This window comes from Saccharibacillus sp. CPCC 101409 (assembly GCF_030518235.1).
Taxonomy (GTDB): Bacteria; Bacillota; Bacilli; order Paenibacillales; family Paenibacillaceae; genus Saccharibacillus.
The window spans coordinates 570,141-588,795 of sequence record NZ_JAULSA010000001.1; the positions used below are offsets into that span (position 1 = coordinate 570,141).

The following is an 18,655-nucleotide window of genomic DNA, read 5'->3' on the forward strand; positions in this document are numbered from 1 at the left end:
TCGGCTGCCGTGCATGCGCGGTTTTCGGTTTTGCATGAATATTTGTGAAAATACGTTTCAAAGGGCCGCTTCTAAAAAACCGGGGGCGGGTAATGGTTGGTTGTAGGCGGATTTTCGCCTCTGGCATGCTTTTTGTATGCAATTCTTCGGCTTCGTGGACCGGTCTGCATCGTTGACAGCCCCGCTTCCCGAGTTTACGCTGAATGTATCAAATTTACGTTTAGAGGTGGCTGTTTTGCCTATGCAGTATCGTCCTACCCAAGCCGTCGTGGACCTGGATGCGATTCGCGCCAACTACGAGGCTTTTCGTTTGCATCTCGATCCTTCGACCCTTCTGCTCGCCTGCGTCAAAGCGAACGCTTACGGACACGGAGCGGTGGAAGTCAGCCGGGAAATGGAGCGCCTGGGCGCCGATTATCTGAGCGTCGCTTTTTTGGATGAAGCGCTGGAACTTCGCGACGCGGGGATCTCGCTGCCGATTCTGGTGCTTGGCTATACGCCGCCGGAAGGGCTGAGCGTCGCGCGCGACCGCGGCGTAACCGTTGCGCTGTTCAGCGATGAAGTGCTGGAAGCGGCGAAACGCCTGGAACGCGGTCCGTCGATTCCCCGCCTCAAAGTCCATATCAAGGCGGACAGCGGCATGGGGCGGCTCGGACAGATGGCCGGCGCGGATGCGACCGCATTTACGGAGAAGGCGCTCGAGGTGGAAACGATCGAAGTCGAAGGGCTGTTTACGCACTTTGCCAGAGCGGATGAAGCCGACAAAACTTATACACTGGAACAGTACGAAGCGTTTCGCAGCACGCAGGACGCGCTTGCGCAAAAAGGAATCGACATCCCGTTGATACATACCGGCAACAGTGCCGCCGCGATCGACACGCCGGGACTTTCCTGCAACATGGTACGAATCGGGATTGCGCTTTACGGTCTTTATCCTTCCTGCGAGGTGAATCGCAGCGCGGTTGCGCTTCGGCCGGCGCTGACGCTCAAAACGCAAACCGTTTTCGTCAAAACGCTGAAAAGCCCGATGGGCATCAGCTACGGTTCGCTGTATACGGCGGAAGCGGGCGAACGGATCGCAACGCTGCCGATCGGCTATGCCGACGGCTACTCGCGCATGCTCGGAGGCAAAGCGGAGGTCTTGATCCGCGGCCGGCGCGCCCCTGTGACCGGAACGATCTGCATGGACCAGTGTATGGTAACGCTCAAATCTTTCGCTGATGCGGAAGATATCCAAGAAGGCGAAGAGGTTGTCCTGCTCGGCAGCCAGTCCGGCGTCGTCATCACGGCGGACGAAATTGCCGCCAAGCTCGGTACGATTCACTACGAAGTGGTGTGTATGCTCGCCCATCGCGTTCCGCGCATCTATGTGCGCAATCATGCGGTAATCGCGGAAATAAACCCCCTTTTGCATGAAAACTCGTCTGCTTTTCCTATACTTTCTGAGGAACTGTAAAGAATTGGACTGTACGGATTAGGAATTGTGGGCTATAATGAGTCACATCATAGTGATATACGCAGCGTATATCACTTTATCGGTAGTCCCCGAATTCAAGCTGTTTCTAAACGGACTGCTGAACGGGTACAAGCTCATGGGGGTGGACGAACGGTGGCGAACTTGCAAAGCACCAAGAGAGTGATGATCAGCTTGCCCGATCATCTTCTGCAAGAAGTGGACGGTATCGCAGCTTTGGAAAATTCCAATCGCAGTGAATTGATCAGGCTGGCTATGAGACAGTATCTGGTCGACCGGAAGAAGCGGTATATCCGCGAGTCGATGCAGCAGGGTTACATGGAAATGGCCCACATCAATTTGTCGATGGCGTGCGAAGCTTTTCACGCGGAGGAAGACGCAGACATCACTCTGGTTCGCTTAGTAAGCGGGGTGTAACTATTGCTTGTAAAACGCGGTGACGTATTTTTCGCGGACCTATCGCCTGTAGTGGGGTCCGAGCAGGGCGGAGTGCGGCCGGTTCTGGTGATCCAGAACGATATCGGTAATCGCTTCAGCCCTACGGTCATCGTCGCGGCGATTACCGCCCAAATTCAGAAAGCAAAGCTGCCGACCCATGTGGAGATCGATGCGAAGACGCACGGGTTCGACCGGGACTCCGTTGTTCTGCTCGAACAGATTCGCACGATCGACAAGCAGCGCTTGACGGATCGGATTACAAGACTCGGCGAGGAAACGATGAAGAGGGTCGACGAATCCCTTCAGATCAGCCTCAGCCTGGTCGATTTCTGATTACCATGAATTCTGTGCCCGTTTGTTTTTCCGGAGCGCCGGAATGAGCAGGGCAAGGCGGGATTCCGCGTTTGAAACGGCACAGGTAAAAAGGAGCAGGTTACGCGAACGTGTTTCGGCGTGAAACCTGCTCCTTTTTCGATTGTCCGTTTTGCCTGCCTGCCGGCTATAATCTAACGCGAATCTGACGCAAGCGAAAGAGCCGCCGCTTGGCGGACGCGAAGTTCGCGATAAAGAAAGCAAAGTGAAAAAGTGAAAGATCCGACAGTCGACGAAAGCCGGTTTGAGGTGTAAAATAAAAGCCGGGTATTGAACAAACCCTTTGATAATGCCGGATCGGCAAGCGAAAAACAAAAAAACCGCGGCTGCCGACGATGATTATAAATGAAGCGAGGAGAGCGTACAGATGCGTTTTAAGAATGTGTTTTCCATTATAGGGCCTTCCATGGTAGGTCCTTCTAGCTCACATACGGCGGGAGCTGTGCGGATCGGATTGATTGCGCGCCAGCTGCTGGCCGAAGAGCCGGTGCGGGTCAAAATCGCGCTGTACGGTTCGTTTGCGGAAACGTACTGGGGACACGGAACGGATCTGGCGCTGGCCGGAGGGCTGCTCGGCTACGCGACCGACGATGCGAGAGTCGCCGACGCGCTGGAGGAAGCGCAGCGCCGCGGAATCGAGATCGCTTTCGTCAAGGGAGTGGGCCTTGCGCCGCATCCCAATACCGCGAAGCTCGAATTGACGGCGGAAGGCGGCCGTACGGCCCAGGTGCTGGGCGCGTCGATCGGCGGCGGCAACGTGATGATACACGAGATGAACGGATTCGACGTCAGATGCAGCGGCGAATATCCGACGATCGTGGTGCTGCACGACGATCGCCCCGGCGTGTTGGCCTCGCTGACGGGAGTGCTGGGCAACAGCCGCACCAATATCGGATATATGGGCGTCGACCGCAAAGGCCGCAGCGGCGAAGCGATGACGGTCATGGAGCTGGACTCCGTGCCGGACATTGAGCTGCTGGAGCGGCTGCGGAAGGTCGACGACGTCAAGGAAGTCACCGTGATTAATCTGAACGGCGGGGAGGAGAAGCAGCAATGAGATTCCGGACATTGAAAGAGCTGGCGGCGATCAGCATGAACGAAGGCAAGCCGCTCGCGGAAGTCATGATCGAAGATCAGGCGGCGGAAACCGGCGTTTCGCGCGAAGAGATCGTGGCGCAGATGACCGATTATTACGGCAAAATGAAAGAAGCGGTGCGCCGCGGGTTGTCCGAGCAGAATGTTTCGCGCAGCGGTCTCAGCGGCGGAGACGCGGTCAAGGTGATGGATCTGGTCGAAAACGGCACGCCTTCTTCCGGCGATCCTTCGTCGCGCGCGATGGCATACGCGCTGGCCGTCTCCGAAGTGAACGCTTCGATGGGGCGGATTATCGCGACGCCGACGGCGGGCTCGTGCGGCATTATTCCGGGCGTGTTCGTCAGCTCGCAGGAGCGGTTCGGCTGGAGCGACGAGCATATGGTGAACGGGCTCTTTGCGGCCGGAGCGATCGGCTATGTGATCGCGAACAATTCGTTTATTTCCGGCGCCGAAGGCGGCTGCCAGGCGGAAGTGGGGTCGGCGATCGGCATGGCGGCGGGCGCGATGGTCGAGCTGCGCGGCGGCAATGCCGAGCAGGCGATGAACGCGGTGGGCCTTGCGCTCAAGAATACGCTGGGTCTGATCTGCGACCCGGTAGCGGGCCTGGTCGAGATTCCGTGCATCGTGCGCAACGGACTCGGCGCGGTGAATGCGCTGGCGGCGGCCGATATGGGCCTGGCCGGCGTGTGCAGCGCGATTCCGTCCGACGAAGTGGTCGGCGTCATGCTGGAAGTCGGCGCGGCGATGCCGAGCGGACACCGGGAGACCGGCTTGGGCGGTCTCGCGCAGACGCCGACCGGGCGCAAGCTGACCGAGAACCTCATGCGCGGCCGCAAGCCGCTGGAGCCGGAAGAAGCGGAACTGCCCGCGGAGCCGGCCGGTACAACCGAATAACGGAAGCGGAAGCGGGTCTTTCGCGGCAGCTGCGCCCGACAAGCGAAACCGGCGGAGCCGGCCGACGTTTGTCGGGCGAAGCGGCATGGATAGGCGGACAACGAGGCGAATCGAAGACAGGACGAACACGGCGAAGCGGATATCGGCTTGGGAACGGCCGGACGCTTGGCTTTTTTTGCTGTGCGCGGCCCGGACAAGGAGAGAGATGGAGATGGAAGAAAATCCGGCTTACTTATACGCTTTCGCCTGCCACGAAGACGAACGGCCGCTGTGCGAAATGGAGCTTCGCGCGCTGCTCGGCGGCACGCCGGGGACCCGGTATGCGCTCAGCGGCCGGGAGATCGACGTTTCGCGCAGTCCGTTCGTGCGCGAGCGGTTGAAGATCGAGGCGAGCTCCGCAAGCCTGGAAGAGATTGCCGAAGCGGCTTCGCGCTTCGAACTGGGGGAAGCGACGTTCAAGGTCCGCTATATCGAAGCGGACGGCGAAGTCGACTACGCCCGGCGGCGCGAGATCGAGCGCGCGGTGGGCGGACGGTTTCGCGGCCGGGCGGAGATGAAGCGGCCGGACCGGCGGTACGGCGTCGCGTTCGCGGGCGGCGCGTGGGTGCTCGGCGAGTACGCGGAGAGCGAACCGGTCTGGCTGCGGCACAACGAGAAGCCGCGGCAGTATTCGACGGCGCTGGGCACACGCACGGCCAGGGCGGTGGCGAATATCGCCGTGCCCCGGCCGGAGGGCGTGCGGGCCGTCGATCCGTGCTGCGGCATCGGCACGGTGCTGATCGAAGCTCTGTCGATGGGAATCGATATGGAAGGGTTCGATCTTAATCCGCTGGCGGCGATCGGAGCGCGGGAAAATCTGGCGCATTTCGGCCTGCCCGGCAGCGTGCGGGTCGCGGATATGCGGAAGCTGGAAGGGCGCTACGACGCGCTGGTGCTCGATCTGCCGTACAATCTGTGTTCGGTGCTGAGCGCTGAGGAGCGGCTGGACATGCTGCGCTCGGCGCGGCGTCTGGCGGATCGCTGCGTGATCGTGGCGACGCAAGAGATTCGGGCTGAGATCGAGGCGGCGGGCTTTGCGGTGCAGGATTCCTGCATCGCGCGCAAAGGCGCCTTTGCCCGGCATATTCTGCTCTGCGTGTGATTCGCGCCGTTTGGCTCCGGACCGAAACCGATCGCGGAGCGGTTCGCGGCATCCGTCTTTTATTTGCGTTTGCGGAAGTCCCGGATTGTCTGTCATAATAAAAACACCGTTTTCCGCAGGAGCGCGGAACGCAGGAAACACAAGCAGCAGAGGAAAGAGGGAGATTTTTGTGTCGGATGTGGAATTGACGGCCGGAACCGGCTCGTCCGAAATGACGCCGGCCGAGCGCGACGCGATGCTTCGCCGCGCGGCGGAAACGCTGAGCCTGACGGCCAAGCAGGTGAAAGCGGCGGTATCGCTGCTCGACGAAGGCAACACGGTGCCGTTTATCGCGCGCTATCGCAAAGAAATGACGGGAGAGCTGGACGAGAACCAGCTTCGAGATATCGAAGAAAAGGTGCAGTATGCGCGCGGACTGCATGTGCGCAAGCAGGAAGTGCTGCGCATTATCGACGAACAAGGCAAGCTGACCCGAGAATTGAAAGCTTCCATTTTGGAGTCTTCCAAGCTTCAGCAGGTGGAAGATTTGTATCGTCCATACCGCCAGAAGCGCAAAACGCGCGCCAGCGCCGCCAAGGAGAAAGGGCTGGAACCGCTCGCCGAGTGGCTGCTGGGCCAACCGGGCCGCGCCGATATCGACAAGGAAGCGGCTCGCTACGTTTCGGAAGAAAAAGGCGTGGCGTCCGCGGACGAAGCGATCCAGGGCGCGCTCGATATCGCATCCGAACAGTTCGCCGACGACGCGAAGATTCGCGCCTGGGTGCGGACGTACACGCTGGACCATGCGCTGCTCGTTACCGAGGCCAAAGACGCGTCGGCCGAGTCGGTATACGAAATGTACTATAAGTACAGCGAATTGGCGAAGAAAATGCCGCCGCACCGGATTCTCGCGATCAATCGCGGAGAGCGGGAAAATATCTTGAAAGTATCGCTCGAAATCGATTCGACGCCGATTCTGCGTTATATTTCGCGGCGCATCATTAAAGGCTCGTCGCCGGTGCATCCCCTGTTGGAACGTTCGATCGAAGACGCATACAAGCGCCTGATCGCGCCGTCGATCGAGCGCGAGGTGCGAAGCGAACTGACGGAAAAAGGCGATGCGCAGGCCATCTCCATCTTCGCCGGCAATCTGCGCAGCCTGCTGCTCCAGCCGCCGGTGCGCGGCAAACGAGTGCTCGGTGTCGACCCGGCGTTCCGGACCGGCTGCAAGCTGGCCGCGATCGACGAAACGGGCAAACTGCTCGAAGTCGCCGTGACTTATCCGACGCCTCCGCGCAGCCAGACCAGGGAAGCCGCGGAGAAATTCCGCGAGCTGGTCGAGAAATACGAACTGGAACTGATCGTAATCGGCAACGGTACCGCTTCGCGCGAAACGGAGCAGTTCGTCGCCGATTGGATCGGCGGTTACGAAGCGCGCGAGCTGGCGTACCTGATCGTCAACGAAGCCGGCGCCAGCGTATACTCGGCGTCCAAAGTCGCTCAGGACGAGTTCCCGGATATGGACGCCGCCGAGCGCAGCGCCGCTTCGATCGCCCGCCGGGTGCAGGACCCGCTGGCGGAACTGGTCAAGATCGATCCCAAAGCGATCGGGGTCGGCCAGTACCAGCACGACGTATCGCAGAAGCAGCTCGAAGCGCAGCTCAAAGCCGTCGTCGAATCGGCGGTCAACCATGTCGGCGTCGACGTGAATACGGCTTCGCCGTCGCTGCTGTCGTATGTGGCGGGCATCAACCAGACGACAGCTCGCAATATCGTCAAATACCGCGACGAGAACGGTTCGTTCGGCAGCCGCGCGGAGCTGAAGAAAGTGCCGCGTCTCGGCGCGAAAACGCTGGAGCAGTGCGCGGGCTTCCTGCGCATCGAAGGCGCCAATGCGCTTGACCGGACGCCGATCCACCCGGAATCGTACAAAGTCGTCGACCGGCTGCTGGCCGAACTGGGTCTGAAAGCAAGCGAGCTGGGTTCGGCGCGCATGACCGAAGTGCTGGAAGCGGCGGATGCGCAGGCATTGGCCGACAAGCTGGAAGTCGGGCTGCCGACGCTGCGCGATATTATCGAAAGCTTGCAGCGTCCGGGCCGCGATCCGCGCGAGGAGCTGCCGGCTCCGATCTTCCGCACGGACGTGCTCAAGATCGAGGATTTGACGCCGGGCATGGAGCTTCAAGGCACGGTGCGCAACGTAATCGACTTCGGCGCGTTTGTCGATATCGGTATCAAAAACGACGGCCTGGTGCATATTTCGCAGCTCAGCACCAAATTCGTCAAGCATCCGATGGACGTGGTGGCCGTCGGCGATACGGTGACGGTGTGGGTGCTGAATGTGGACCAGAAGAAGGGACGCGTCGGCCTCACGATGAGAGGCCCGGTTCAGTAGAAGAGGGACGACTTGAAGGGTCGTCGGGAAAGTCCTGTTCGCGGGAGAAGCGTAAGAGCTGCGGGAGAAATTCGTTCCGGTCGCGTGTTGAAATCGGGAAGAAGGATTAGATTTTAATGGAATCTTCCCGATTTCAAAGGCGATCACTATCGTTCCTTCACTGAATTTCTCCCTCCGCTTATTCGCTTCGCCTTGAAACTGACTTTCTCAACGCATTAAGCCGGCTCTCTTCGACAGAGCCGGCTTTTTTGGCGATGATAGATATTCGGGTTGGACTGCGGCGTTATTGTTGGGCGGCGATTTGGTTGGCGATATTCAATAAGTTTTCGATGTCGCTATCCCATGAAGCTACCAGTACAGAGTTGTGTCCTACGGGGAAATGAACAGCCTTTCTAAATTCTCCGTCCACATATACCGCCGGCTGACCGCCGATTACCGTATCGTGTACCGGTTCGCTGTAAGATTGTTTAAACTGCTGAATAATCGAAGGCACGTCCTCGTCTTGTTTGAGCTGATTTTGCATCACTACATATTCAATCTCGGTCGAGGAATAATAAATGCCGTGTATTACATTACCATTACCCCACATGTCGTCGGCATACAGATATCTTTGTTCCAAAGATGAATGGCGATTTTCGCTTTGCTGGGAACGAGAAGTTGAATCGGAAGGGACGGTTATCGTTGCCGGAAGCAGGATTTCTCCCGCTGGAATATCGGACATCTGGACACCGTATTGGGGAAGATCCGGATCGGGTTCGACGATATCTTCACCGTTAAGCGGTTCCGGGTATTTCAACATCTGCAATTCTTCCAGGGATTCGCAGCCGGTTATCACGACCTGTCCGTTTTCCGGTCCAAAGGTGAGTCGTTCTGTGCTGATATAGATTTTTTCGGCCGAGTCTTTGTAGATGTACTTGATTACGCGGTTCTGCCCGTCCGGAAGGATGGCGTAGTCGTCCACCCACGGACTGGACCAGCGGATCGCGGTGCTGTCGGCATCGCCGTTTTCTCTGAGCTGCGACGAGCGGAATTCTTGCAGCAGATCGCTGCTCATGATCGCGATGCGCAGCGAGCCGTCGCGCGTTTTCCAGCCTTCGGCCCACGTCCGGGCCAGCTCGTTTTTTTGCTCGGACGAAATGGAGAGAGCGGCGTCGGCCGGGATGTCCGCGCTGTTTGGAAGCTCGGCTGCGGCGTTGTTTGCAGGATCGGAAACGGAGCCGCCGGCTGCGGCGCGCTCGGCGTCGGCGTTGGTCGAAGTGGCGAATACGGCGGTAGTGCAGGCAACGAGCAGAAGCGCGCACAAAACGCCAAACGGGGAAGTCTTTTTCGTTTTCATGATGGCGGCGATCCTTTCTTCGATCGGATGGGTGCCGAAATGACTGGACGACAGGAACGGCTCGTTTCTTCGCTCTTCCAGGCCGATCAGGGTCATGGCGTATTCCGCGCGGCGCTCCGGGCCGAGCGGACGGATGGCCGATTCGTCGCAGGCGCACTCCAGATCGCGATTCGCCAGCCGGACCATCAGCCAGACGAACGGATTGAACCAGTGCAGGCAGGCGGCGGCGACCATCAGCGGCTTGAGCAGCGCGTCGAAACGGCGGATATGCGCCCATTCGTGCGCCAGCACATGGCGCAGCTGCGCTTCGTCCGTCCAGGCAATCGCGGAAGGCAGCAGGACGACCGGACGGAAAATGCCGTAGGTCAGCGGTCCGGCGATCCGGTCGCTGCGGCGGATTTGCACGCTGCGGCGCAGCGGATGCTCGCGCAGCCAGCGGGCCGCAAGCTTCGACGCTTCGCCTTCGAGCGGCAGGCGGTCCGCGAACTTGCGGCGCTGCCGGATATAGACGGCGGCGAAGTAAGCCGCCAATCCGATTGTGCCCGCCAGCCGGAGCGCGGGCAGATAAGCGGCGAATCCGGCGGCTTCGGCAAGCCGGGCCGCGATGGGAAGCCTCTGCGCCGCGTCGTTCGCCGAGGGTGCAAGAGGCGGCGCCGGCTCGGCATTGGGCGGAGCGTCAAACGGCGGTTTTGCGGCTGTCGAACCTTCGGCGGAGCCGGTTCTTCCGCCGCCCGCGGCTTGATCGGAGCCTGCGGCGTTATCCGGCGAAGCGTCGGCCGCAGCGGAACCGGAACGGTTTGCGGCCGATTCGGCAAGAGCGCTTTTGACAATATCCACCCCGGTATAGAAGCTGACCGGAGAAGGGATTTCGAACGGAACCAGCAGCCGCAGCAGGACGACGGCCCAGAGGAACAGGAACGTTTTTTTCGGAAGTCTGTGCAGGAGCGCAAAGCGCAGCAGCGCGATCAACGCGATCAGGACGGCGGCGGACAAGCTCATTTGCAGCAGCATATTCATCCGGCTGTCCTTACTTCAAGTCGTCGACAAGCTTTTTGAGCTTCTCGATGCTGCTGGGCGGAAGTTTGCGGCTGCCGAGCAGGGAAGCGAACAGATTGTCGGCCGAGCCTTCGAACATTTTGTCGATCAGCTCGTTCGTTTCTTTCTCCTGAACTTCTTCCTTGCCGATCAGGGCATGACAGACAAAGCGCGGCTCGCGCCGCTCGATCGCGCCTTTGCCGATGCAGCGCTTGATAAGCGTGTAGGTCGTATTGACGTTCCAGCCCACTTCCCGTTTGAGCCGCTCCGCGATTTCTTTGGCCGGCGTATCTCCTTGTTTCCAGAGTACGTCCATGACTTTCAATTCGGAATCGAACAGCTTGTTGTCCATAAGCGCTGCGGATTCTCCTTTCCTTACGACTGTGGTAGTATAACGAATTGAATTCATACTACTATGGTAGTTTAGAACTGTCAATACGTTTGGCGAAGAGAGCCGATGCCGGAATCGATAAAAAAAGCTCCGCCCGTTTGTTTAAACGGGCGGAGCTTTTTGGCAAACCCGGCGGACCGGTTTCAAAACCGCTGCGCTGCCCTGGCGGAACGCAAGTGCGGGCTTCGCCGCGGAAATTACGCTTCCTGCACTTCCGAACGGCCTTTGACGCGGGTTTCTTCCCGGCCCAGCTCGGGATTGGCGGAGTTGAAAGCGTCGACGCTGCCGCCGTCGAAGCGGAACGTTATCTTTCTTGCGACGGGCTCCTCCGCGGCCCGAATCTCAAGCGTCAGCGTGCCGGCTTCCGGCCGGGATACCGCGCCGTAGACCGGCCCGGCGTCGGGCGTCCGCCCGCTCGCTTCCTCGCGGACGGGAGCATCCGTCCGCAGCCACCGCCCCGCGCCGCAGCGCAGCGCGATCTCGGCTTCGCCCCGCGGCGCTTCGCCCGCGCCGCTCCAGAACTCCGCGAAGACGGAGCCGTCTTCGCCCGCGGTAAGGCGGACGGCGCGGATCGCAAGCTCGCCGTCCAGAACCTCGTCCAGCCGGTAAATCCGGCCGGACCAGTCTTCCCCGGCCGGCGCTTCGCCCGCCGGCTCCGGCTCATAGGCCAGCGCGCGCAGCCGCGCGGCCGCTTCTTTGCCGGCATCTCCGACCGGCAGCGGTTCACTGCGCATCGCCGGCAGCAGATGCGTCCAAACCGCGTTCAGCAGTTCCTGCGTCCGCGAGATCGCGGACGTAAACACGATCACCGCTTCCTGGTCGGGCAGGACCAGACAGAACTGGCCGAAAGCGCCGTCGGCACGATAAGCGTTGTGGCGGCATACCCAGAACTGATAGCCGTAGCCGCGGGTCCAATCGCTATCGTCGCCTTCGCCGTTCGCGATCTGCTTGCTCGTCGCCTGCTGAATCCAGTGCTCCGGAATCAGCCGCTCGCCGTTCCAGAGACCGCGCTGGAGATAAAGTTGGCCGAATTTGGCGAGGTCTTCGGTCGAAAGTTTCAGGCCCCAGCCGCCCGCGGTCACGTCCTGCGGGCTGGTCTGCCACGATTTGCGCTCGATGCCGAGCGGCGCAAACAAACGCGTCTCCAGATAGTCGGCGACTTTTTGTCCGGTCAGCGTTTGCAGGATAAACGACAGCATGTAGGTTGCGCCGCTGCTGTAAGAAAATGTGCTGCCGGGCTCGTTCTCCACGGGCGCGGACAGGAAAGTGCGCGCCCAATCGGAGCCGGCCGTCACCCGGGCTTTTTGGAGCGGATCTTCGCGCTGGCCCGTGCCCATCACCAGCAGGTCGCGCACCGTCATGCGCAGCAGCGAAGGGTGCGGATTGGCCGGCAGCAGATCTTTCGCATGATCCGCCACCCGGTCTTCGAGCGTCAGCAGTCCTTCTTCGATCGCCAGGCCGACCGCGGTCGAGGTGAAACTTTTGCTGACCGAATACATGGCGTGCAGGTCCTCCGGCGCGTGCGGCGCCCACCAGCCTTCGGCCGCCACTTCGCCCCGGCGCAGCAGCATAAAGCTGTGCAGTTCGAATTTCTCTTCGGCGACGGCGTCCAGAAAATCCAGGATGCCGCGGGGATCGATACCGGCTTCTTCCGGCCGGATTCTGTTCAGAACGGATGTGGACATAAAAATAAATCCCTCCAGGCGTAATCGAGCGGCGCAGGGCCGTTCGGATTTCTTTTTGCGTACAATTTGCTCCGACTTCTGATTCGAAACGTTTCGAAAGCTTCTGCTCCAGCTTCATTTCTCGTTTGGCCGCGGAGCCGCAACCTTTCCTTGACAGTGTAGCCCACCCTCAAGTTAAAATTCAATAGAAGAAACCGACAGGGAAGACGCATCTTCGCGTACCGACCTGTACAATCGAACCGACGGACGGAGGGAACGCGGCATGCATGCCGAACAAACGATGAGCGACGCCGAACTTCAGCTCTGGATCGAGAACGTTTCGCTGGAGTTTTTCGGCATTCCGTTTCGGCACAAAGCTTTTTTCAATACAAGGCTGCGCACGACGGGAGGACGCTACGCGCTGCGCACGCACCATATCGAGATCAATCCGCATCAGCTGGAGGCGCACGGGCGCGAAGAAGTGGAAGGGATTATCAAACATGAGCTGTGCCATTACCATCTGCATATCGCGGGCGGGGGCTACAAGCATCGGGACGGGGATTTCAAACGTCTGCTGGCCCGGGTCGGCGGAAGCCGGTACTGCCAGGCGCTGCCGGACAAGAACCGCCGCGTGCTGCCGTTCAAGTACAAGCTGACGTGCGCCGCGTGCGGCATGGAGTACAAGCGCAAACGCCGGATCGACGCTTCGCGCTACCGCTGCGGCCGCTGCGCCGGCAAGCTTCGCCTGGAAGAGCTGGCGGCCGGGAACGGGGATTGAAGCCGTATGCTATAATAAAAAGAACTTCGGCCTACCGGCCGAAGCGGAATTCCCGCCGAAGAGCGGGATATAGAGGAGGATCATCGATCATGGCCAAATCGGCGGCGCGCAAAGCGCGCGACAAACAGGTAAGGGAAGGCAGGCTGGACGCGGCGGTTTCGAGAAGCCCGTTCGCATTCGCGGACATGAGAACCCGCAAAACGAAGACACGGCAGGACAAATTGAATCGGATCAAACACAAGAACCCGAATCTCACTGGAGGTGATCAGGGTTCTTATTTATTTGTGAAAAGTTTGACCAAAAGGGTTGACGAAAAAGTCCTGGCATGCTAAATTATATCTTGTTGAAACATTCACCAATGTTCCCTGATAGCTCAGTTGGTAGAGCACTCGACTGTTAATCGAGTTGTCACAGGTTCGAGTCCTGTTCGGGGAGCCATTTTTTTTGGAGAGATACCCAAGTGGCTATAAGGGGACCCTCTGCTAAGGGGTTAGACTGCGTTAGCGGTGCGAGGGTTCGAATCCCTCTCTCTCCGCCATTTTTTAACTTTTGTTGCTTATATGGGACTACTATACTTGACCGGACGAAGAGAGCCTGAGAAGGCTCTCTTTTTTATATCGGCGGACTTTTTTCGAAAATCGGACGGAAAAATAAAAATAAAAAAACGAAAAAAAGTGCTTGCCAAACGTCTGAAGATTTTGCTATACTCTTACTTGTGCTCGATTGAGGCGTGAAAAATTCGAGACCGGATTTACGATTAAGGCCCGTTGGTCAAGGGGTTAAGACACCTCCCTTTCACGGAGGTAACAGGGGTTCGAATCCCCTACGGGTCATTTGAGAGCCATTAGCTCAGTTGGTAGAGCACCTGACTTTTAATCAGGGTGTCGAAGGTTCGAGTCCTTCATGGCTCACCATTTTATTGGTTTCCGACCGGAAGCCGAATAAAAGGAGCAAGTTCGCACAGCGAACGATTTTGATTATGCGGTAGTGGTGGAATGGCAGACACGCTATCTTGAGGGGGTAGTGGGTGTATACCCGTGGAGGTTCGAGTCCTCTCTACCGCATACGAACCAAGCGCAGACTCTTTACGGAGCCTGCGCTTTTTGCTGTAGTTCCGACGCTTCGGCGGACAGTTCCGCCTGCAGCCGATCGGCGATATGCGCGAACTGCGGATACAGACGGCGCATGCATTCGGGACAGATGTCGTGCGTCGAAACGGACAGCTCTTGCTTGCCGGCCGGAGCGCTCCAGCCGCCGCCTTTGACGCGGACCCGTCCGCAAACGGCGCAGCCGCACAGCGGGTTTGTTCGATCGGGGATCGGCTTGGACATCGGGATTCACCTCCTTGTTCCGGATATTTCGAGCGGCTTCTTTTCTTCGGCGGAGCCGGCGGCTTCGAATTCGGACAGGCCCAGCAGTTGGGAGACCTGTCTGCGGTGTTTGGACGCTTTGCGGGTTCCGTTAATCAGGTTGGACAGACGGGAAGGCGGAATATCGTAGAGCTCGCAAAATGTTTTCTGATCCATTTCAAGCTCGGCCAGGCGCCGTTTGATTTCCCACCCGAACGGGGTGATCGGTTTTTTTCTCTGCAACTTCATGCTCCTCCTGTTCATGCGCAAAAGGATGAATTATAATCGATTAGAGACGGACGAGGGATGATTTACCATAAAACCAATTATATACGTAAATACGTGGTTATTCAATGATTATTGCGTAATTACGTAATTTTTGAGCAGAAAGGTTTCGAGGAGGGTATCATTTTGCAGTCGACGATCTATGAACGGATTGAACAGCTGATTAAGCAAAGCGGCATGACGAAGAAAGCATTCGGCGAAAAATTGAACATCAGCGCCGGGAATCTGGGAGACTGGCGCAGAGGCAAGTCCACGCCCAGCACGCATAAGCTGATCGAAATCGCCGCTTTTTTCTCGGTGAGTCTGGATTGGCTGATGACGGGGAAAGAATGGAGACCCGAAGAAGTGAAAGAGGCGGAAAGCCGTTATTTTTTTGAAGCTGCGGGGCAATCCGATTGCCAGAAGCCGGAACTCAGCGAAAAAGAACAAACGTTTTTGCGCGAATATATGGAATTTATCGATTATCGGCGCAAACAGGACTCGGACCGCGGTCGTCGGGACCGGAGCGGCGGCGCGTCGAACGAATCCCGGAACGGGCGCGCGGATACATAAAACGGAACGAAAAAACGCTTTGAAGCCCCCGGGGTCTCAAAGCGTTTTTTGGATCGGCGAGTCGTAGGATTCGGAGACGAAATCGGCGGCAGCTTCGGCGGTGCGGGTGCGGGACCAGCGTTCGGACACATCGTCGATCATGCGCATCAGCAGCTTTTTTCGGCTTACGTCGTCCAGACCGAGCAGGTTCGCGGAATAATCGACGCAGACGGTCGTATGATGATACAGGAATGCCAGCGCCGCTTCGTCCCGATCGATCTCCAGATGGAAGTTGATCCAGGCGTAGCCCGAAGCGGGGCAAACAAAAGCCCGGTCGGTCTGGAGCGCCTGCGCAAGCGGGGAGAAATCAATCCACGGATACAGCGATTTCGACAGCTTCAGCAGTTTGCGGCCGGCCCGTCGAAGTTCCGTATCGATCTCGTTCGGGCAGGTTCGGGTGCGCAGACCGCGGTCGATGCGAAATACCGTTTCGTGATCGTTTCGCGCCAGGGCGGCATAGATGTCTTCGATCGCCCGTCCTTCGATATGCGCCAGCCTTGGGTGAACGTAGGCGCGCATCACTTCTTCGAAAGCTTCGCTGCAGTTCAGCCGGTTGCCGCGAAGATCTTCTTTGAGGCAGCCGACCGGCGACGGAGAAGACGGTTCAAGCAAAGTCATGTAGCTGAGAAGCTTGTGTCCGCTGTGCATGAACGGATTCCTCCTTTGATTTTTTGGCTATATGAATGTAGAGAAAAATTGTTTTCGATTTATTTATGTTGTTTATATTTACACCATTTATCGGCTCGGTCAAGCGAAAAGCGAAGAAATAAACGAAAATTTTTCTTTTGCGTTACTAAATATAACTCTATATGATAATTAAAATAACACAAAACTGCGATAAGACGGGTTTGAGTTTTCTTTTCGCAAAAAAAGATTGACTGCATGCTTCGGAAATGATATCTTATAGAAGTTGATTCATCCCTTGACATGCGGTAGTGGTGGAATGGCAGACACGCTATCTTGAGGGGGTAGTGGGTGTATACCCGTGGAGGTTCGAGTCCTCTCTACCGCATAATTCGAAAAGCCCAACGTTCCGGTTTCGGGATGTTGTGCTTTTTTTGTCGTGCGAGGAAGTTCGCGGCGGGCGGATAAAAAAAGATCCTTCGCAGCGGCGAAAGATCTCGTTTGAACCAAAACGCGGGCGGGACAAACCGTCGGCAATCTTTTACTCGCCGAGCAGTTTCTCGATATCTTTCTCCAGCTGATCCGGCGACGTTTGCGGAGCAAAGCGCTTGACCGGACGGCCTTCTTTGTCGATCAGGAACTTCGTGAAATTCCATTTGACCGATTTCGAGCCCATCAGGCCCGGCGCTTCTTCGCTCAGATAACGGAACAGGGGATGCGCTTTTTCGCCTTTGACATCGGTTTTCTCGAACATCGGGAAGTTGACGCCGTAATTCAGCTGGCAGAATTCCAGGATCTCGTCGTTGCTGCCCGGGTCCTGTTCGGCGAACTGGTTGCTCGGAAAGCCGAGAATCTCCAGGCCGCGGTCGTGATATTTGTCGTACAGCTTCTGCAAACCTTCGAACTGGGGCGTAAAACCGCATTTGCTGGCCGTGTTGACGATCAGCAGCGTTTTGCCTCGATAGGCCGACAGATCGATTTCTTCGCCTTTGGACGTGCGGGCCTGGTATTCGTAAACGGACATAAGAACTCCTCCTCGATGGGAAATAGTATACCTTCTTTTAGATTGTAAACAATTTAATTGAGTTTTGCAATTGTGTGTCGGCGTTTCATTGGGGGGCAATTGCTTTATAGATAAGAGGATATAAGGTTAAGCAGCAATTCCAATTTCGACAGAAGGAGTGACGGTAACATGGATGCTTTATATACGGCAAAAGCAACAGCGCGCAGAGGCGGAAGAAGCGGCGTAGTCGAGTCGGCGGACGGCGCCCTGAATCTGCAGCTGTCGGTGCCCAAAGAACTTGACGGCGACGGCGGCACGGGCACGAATCCGGAGGAACTGTTCGCGGCCGGCTACAGCGCCTGCTTCGAAAGCGCTCTGGCGAATATCGCCGGTAAAGAAGGTATCGACGTTCCCGACATCGAAGTGACCTGTCATATCAAGATCGGCAAAGATCCGGCGGACGGCGGTTTCCAACTGGCGGCCAAGCTGGAAGTGCGCATTCCCGGACTCGATCCCGAGAAAGCCAAAGAACTGGCGGAAAAAGCGCATGAATTCTGCCCGTATTCCAAAGCGACGCGCGGCAATATCGACGTCGAACTCAGCGTGATCTAAACCGAAAGCTTTTAAGCGGCCGGGCCTCTTTCTCTTTAAGGGAAAGGTGCCCGGCTTTTTTGCCCGGGCCGCGTCCCGCAAGCGGTTGACACGACCGTTCAAATTCATTAAGCTATATAAGCACGTGACCCGGGCGATACGTTTGTTCCGGGGCCAAACTAAGAATAACGGGTGATACTAATATGGCTTACAGACCGAACGTCGTGAAGGTAGACAAGGCCGGAAGCAACGACAAAGACGGACTTTACGAATTCGTCGTGCACCTCGAAGACGGCACGCAGTGCCGCGTTTTCTATAACCGGTATCCGGAGTGGAAACTGACCAACGTCAGCCGTCTGCTCAAGACGCCGTGCCCGATCTGCCGCAAAGACTATATCTGCAACTGCTTCGACAAGTTCAAAGGCGAGCTTAACGCTCAACTGCTGGACGGCAGAATCGAACCGCTTCTCGGCTGAGAACCGCTTTCGAATTTTGCGCGGCGTCCCATACGGTTTGGGAATAAGGAAGACGCCGGAGAACGGACGTACGGGAATATTCCCGTACGTCCTTTTTTTAGTATTTAAACGGTTCGGAGCCGCTGCGGAGGTTAAAGGTAGGATAACGCTTCCGCGCAAATTTCATGGCGTGAAGCCGGATTACACCGAAGCCGGGAGGAGATGCAATGAGTACGTCGGAATCGATTGTTCGAGCCGAAGATCGGCTGCGGGAACCGATTGTGCTGATCGACGGCGTTTGCCATTTCTGCCAGGGAGCCGTGCGCTTTATCGTAAAAAGGGACCCCAAAGGCGTGTTCCGGTTCGCTTCGCTCCAGTCGGAACCGGGAACGGAACTTGCGGGCGGAACAGGCTTCGAAGCGTCCGGCGAGCCCAATACGCTGGTGCTGATCGAGAACGGCCGCAAATACGTCCGTTCGACCGCCGCCCTGCGCATCGCGCGCAGACTGCGCTTCCCGTGGCCGCTGCTGTACGCGCTGATTCTGGTGCCCCGGCCGCTGCGCGACGCGGTGTATCGCTATATCGCGCGCAACCGCTACCGCTGGTTCGGCAAAGACGATACCTGCCCGATCCCGCCGCCCGGTGTACGGAAGCGGTTTTTGGACGCGGGGCGGGCTTGAAGAGAAAGCTTTTGACCGCGAGGGAAAAAATGGGTCTTGCCTGCTCGCCGTCTCTATGATATTGTGAGGATAAATTTAAGGAACA

The 18,655-nt window shown here is 57.7% G+C and carries 20 protein-coding genes and 6 tRNA genes; 19 read left to right on the forward strand and 7 right to left on the reverse strand.

What is annotated here, in order from left to right:
- Window positions 1-241 precede the first annotated feature (241 nt).
- The 7 genes from alr to QWJ34_RS02410 all read left to right on the forward strand — a co-directional run bounded on the left by alr (window position 242) and on the right by QWJ34_RS02410 (window position 7,788).
- Window positions 242-1,456, forward strand: a complete 1,215-nt coding sequence (alr, locus tag QWJ34_RS02380) for an alanine racemase (RefSeq protein ID WP_302725446.1) — start codon at window positions 242-244, stop codon at window positions 1,454-1,456.
- Window positions 1,457-1,609: 153 nt separating this feature from the next.
- Entirely contained in the window at window positions 1,610-1,891 is a 282-nt protein-coding gene (locus tag QWJ34_RS02385; RefSeq protein ID WP_018975910.1) for a CopG family ribbon-helix-helix protein, read from the forward strand.
- Between the two features lie 3 nt (window positions 1,892-1,894).
- Window positions 1,895-2,245: a type II toxin-antitoxin system PemK/MazF family toxin gene (locus tag QWJ34_RS02390; protein ID WP_018975909.1), complete on the forward strand. Its 351-nt coding sequence runs from the start codon at window positions 1,895-1,897 to the stop codon at window positions 2,243-2,245.
- 406 nt (window positions 2,246-2,651) lie between these two features.
- Window positions 2,652-3,341 carry an L-serine ammonia-lyase, iron-sulfur-dependent subunit beta gene (sdaAB, locus tag QWJ34_RS02395; RefSeq protein WP_302725447.1) on the forward strand — a complete coding sequence of 230 codons (690 nt, stop codon included), beginning with the start codon at window positions 2,652-2,654 and terminating at the stop codon, window positions 3,339-3,341.
- Window positions 3,338-4,273: an L-serine ammonia-lyase, iron-sulfur-dependent, subunit alpha gene (sdaAA, locus tag QWJ34_RS02400; RefSeq protein WP_302725448.1), complete on the forward strand. Its 936-nt coding sequence runs from the start codon at window positions 3,338-3,340 to the stop codon at window positions 4,271-4,273. Before sdaAB ends, sdaAA begins: the two co-directional genes overlap by 4 nt.
- Before the next feature lie 211 nt (window positions 4,274-4,484).
- Complete coding sequence (locus QWJ34_RS02405) at window positions 4,485-5,414, forward strand: TRM11 family methyltransferase (RefSeq protein ID WP_368046216.1); 930 nt, start codon at window positions 4,485-4,487, stop codon at window positions 5,412-5,414.
- Between the two features lie 211 nt (window positions 5,415-5,625).
- Window positions 5,626-7,788: a Tex family protein gene (locus QWJ34_RS02410; protein ID WP_302725830.1), complete on the forward strand. Its 2,163-nt coding sequence runs from the start codon at window positions 5,626-5,628 to the stop codon at window positions 7,786-7,788.
- Window positions 7,789-8,071: 283 nt separating this feature from the next.
- Here the strand turns inward: QWJ34_RS02410 and QWJ34_RS02415 are convergent, their stop codons facing one another.
- The 3 genes from QWJ34_RS02415 to QWJ34_RS02425 form a co-directional block, all read right to left on the reverse strand.
- Window positions 8,072-10,141, reverse strand: a complete 2,070-nt coding sequence (locus tag QWJ34_RS02415; RefSeq protein WP_302725450.1) for a M56 family metallopeptidase — start codon at window positions 10,139-10,141, stop codon at window positions 8,072-8,074.
- A 10-nt stretch (window positions 10,142-10,151) separates the two neighbouring features.
- The gene (locus tag QWJ34_RS02420) at window positions 10,152-10,511 is read right to left on the reverse strand and encodes a BlaI/MecI/CopY family transcriptional regulator (RefSeq protein WP_302725451.1); all 360 of its coding nucleotides are present in this window, start codon (window positions 10,509-10,511) and stop codon (window positions 10,152-10,154) included.
- 236 nt (window positions 10,512-10,747) lie between these two features.
- Complete coding sequence (locus tag QWJ34_RS02425; RefSeq protein ID WP_302725452.1) at window positions 10,748-12,235, reverse strand: serine hydrolase domain-containing protein; 1,488 nt, start codon at window positions 12,233-12,235, stop codon at window positions 10,748-10,750.
- Window positions 12,236-12,515: 280 nt separating this feature from the next.
- Here QWJ34_RS02425 and QWJ34_RS02430 point away from each other — a divergent pair, with 280 nt between their 5' ends.
- From QWJ34_RS02430 to QWJ34_RS02460, 7 genes are all read left to right on the forward strand, one after another.
- Window positions 12,516-12,992 carry a SprT family protein gene (locus QWJ34_RS02430; RefSeq protein WP_302725831.1) on the forward strand — a complete coding sequence of 159 codons (477 nt, stop codon included), beginning with the start codon at window positions 12,516-12,518 and terminating at the stop codon, window positions 12,990-12,992.
- 89 nt (window positions 12,993-13,081) lie between these two features.
- Window positions 13,082-13,324, forward strand: coding sequence for a hypothetical protein (locus QWJ34_RS02435; RefSeq protein ID WP_302725453.1), 243 nt, complete (start codon window positions 13,082-13,084; stop codon window positions 13,322-13,324).
- Between the two features lie 30 nt (window positions 13,325-13,354).
- A tRNA-Asn gene (locus tag QWJ34_RS02440) sits at window positions 13,355-13,430 on the forward strand.
- Between the two features lie 8 nt (window positions 13,431-13,438).
- Window positions 13,439-13,530, forward strand: a tRNA-Ser gene (locus tag QWJ34_RS02445).
- 223 nt (window positions 13,531-13,753) lie between these two features.
- Window positions 13,754-13,825, forward strand: a tRNA-Glu gene (locus QWJ34_RS02450).
- A 5-nt stretch (window positions 13,826-13,830) separates the two neighbouring features.
- A tRNA-Lys gene (locus QWJ34_RS02455) sits at window positions 13,831-13,906 on the forward strand.
- 67 nt (window positions 13,907-13,973) lie between these two features.
- Window positions 13,974-14,056, forward strand: a tRNA-Leu gene (locus QWJ34_RS02460).
- A 21-nt stretch (window positions 14,057-14,077) separates the two neighbouring features.
- On the opposite strand, the gene QWJ34_RS02465 is transcribed toward QWJ34_RS02460, so the two are convergent.
- Entirely contained in the window at window positions 14,078-14,323 is a 246-nt protein-coding gene (locus QWJ34_RS02465; protein ID WP_302725454.1) for a hypothetical protein, read from the reverse strand.
- 6 nt (window positions 14,324-14,329) lie between these two features.
- Window positions 14,330-14,590: a hypothetical protein gene (locus QWJ34_RS02470; protein ID WP_483314231.1), complete on the reverse strand. Its 261-nt coding sequence runs from the start codon at window positions 14,588-14,590 to the stop codon at window positions 14,330-14,332.
- A 162-nt stretch (window positions 14,591-14,752) separates the two neighbouring features.
- Between QWJ34_RS02470 and QWJ34_RS02475 the strand changes: the two genes are divergently transcribed.
- Window positions 14,753-15,178 carry a helix-turn-helix domain-containing protein gene (locus QWJ34_RS02475; protein WP_368046217.1) on the forward strand — a complete coding sequence of 142 codons (426 nt, stop codon included), beginning with the start codon at window positions 14,753-14,755 and terminating at the stop codon, window positions 15,176-15,178.
- A gap of 36 nt (window positions 15,179-15,214) precedes the next feature.
- Here the strand turns inward: QWJ34_RS02475 and QWJ34_RS02480 are convergent, their stop codons facing one another.
- Window positions 15,215-15,865 carry an urease accessory protein UreF gene (locus tag QWJ34_RS02480; protein WP_302725456.1) on the reverse strand — a complete coding sequence of 217 codons (651 nt, stop codon included), beginning with the start codon at window positions 15,863-15,865 and terminating at the stop codon, window positions 15,215-15,217.
- Between the two features lie 281 nt (window positions 15,866-16,146).
- Between QWJ34_RS02480 and QWJ34_RS02485 the strand changes: the two genes are divergently transcribed.
- Window positions 16,147-16,229 (forward strand) — tRNA-Leu (locus tag QWJ34_RS02485).
- Window positions 16,230-16,382: 153 nt separating this feature from the next.
- Here QWJ34_RS02485 and QWJ34_RS02490 read toward each other — a convergent pair.
- Window positions 16,383-16,865, reverse strand: coding sequence for a glutathione peroxidase (locus QWJ34_RS02490; protein ID WP_302725457.1), 483 nt, complete (start codon window positions 16,863-16,865; stop codon window positions 16,383-16,385).
- Window positions 16,866-17,033: 168 nt separating this feature from the next.
- Here QWJ34_RS02490 and QWJ34_RS02495 point away from each other — a divergent pair, with 168 nt between their 5' ends.
- The 3 genes from QWJ34_RS02495 to QWJ34_RS02505 all read left to right on the forward strand — a co-directional run bounded on the left by QWJ34_RS02495 (window position 17,034) and on the right by QWJ34_RS02505 (window position 18,570).
- Complete coding sequence (locus tag QWJ34_RS02495; RefSeq protein ID WP_302725458.1) at window positions 17,034-17,456, forward strand: organic hydroperoxide resistance protein; 423 nt, start codon at window positions 17,034-17,036, stop codon at window positions 17,454-17,456.
- A gap of 182 nt (window positions 17,457-17,638) precedes the next feature.
- Window positions 17,639-17,911: a hypothetical protein gene (locus QWJ34_RS02500; protein WP_302725459.1), complete on the forward strand. Its 273-nt coding sequence runs from the start codon at window positions 17,639-17,641 to the stop codon at window positions 17,909-17,911.
- 206 nt (window positions 17,912-18,117) lie between these two features.
- Window positions 18,118-18,570: a thiol-disulfide oxidoreductase DCC family protein gene (locus QWJ34_RS02505; RefSeq protein WP_302725460.1), complete on the forward strand. Its 453-nt coding sequence runs from the start codon at window positions 18,118-18,120 to the stop codon at window positions 18,568-18,570.
- The last annotated feature ends 85 nt before the right edge of the window (window positions 18,571-18,655 follow it).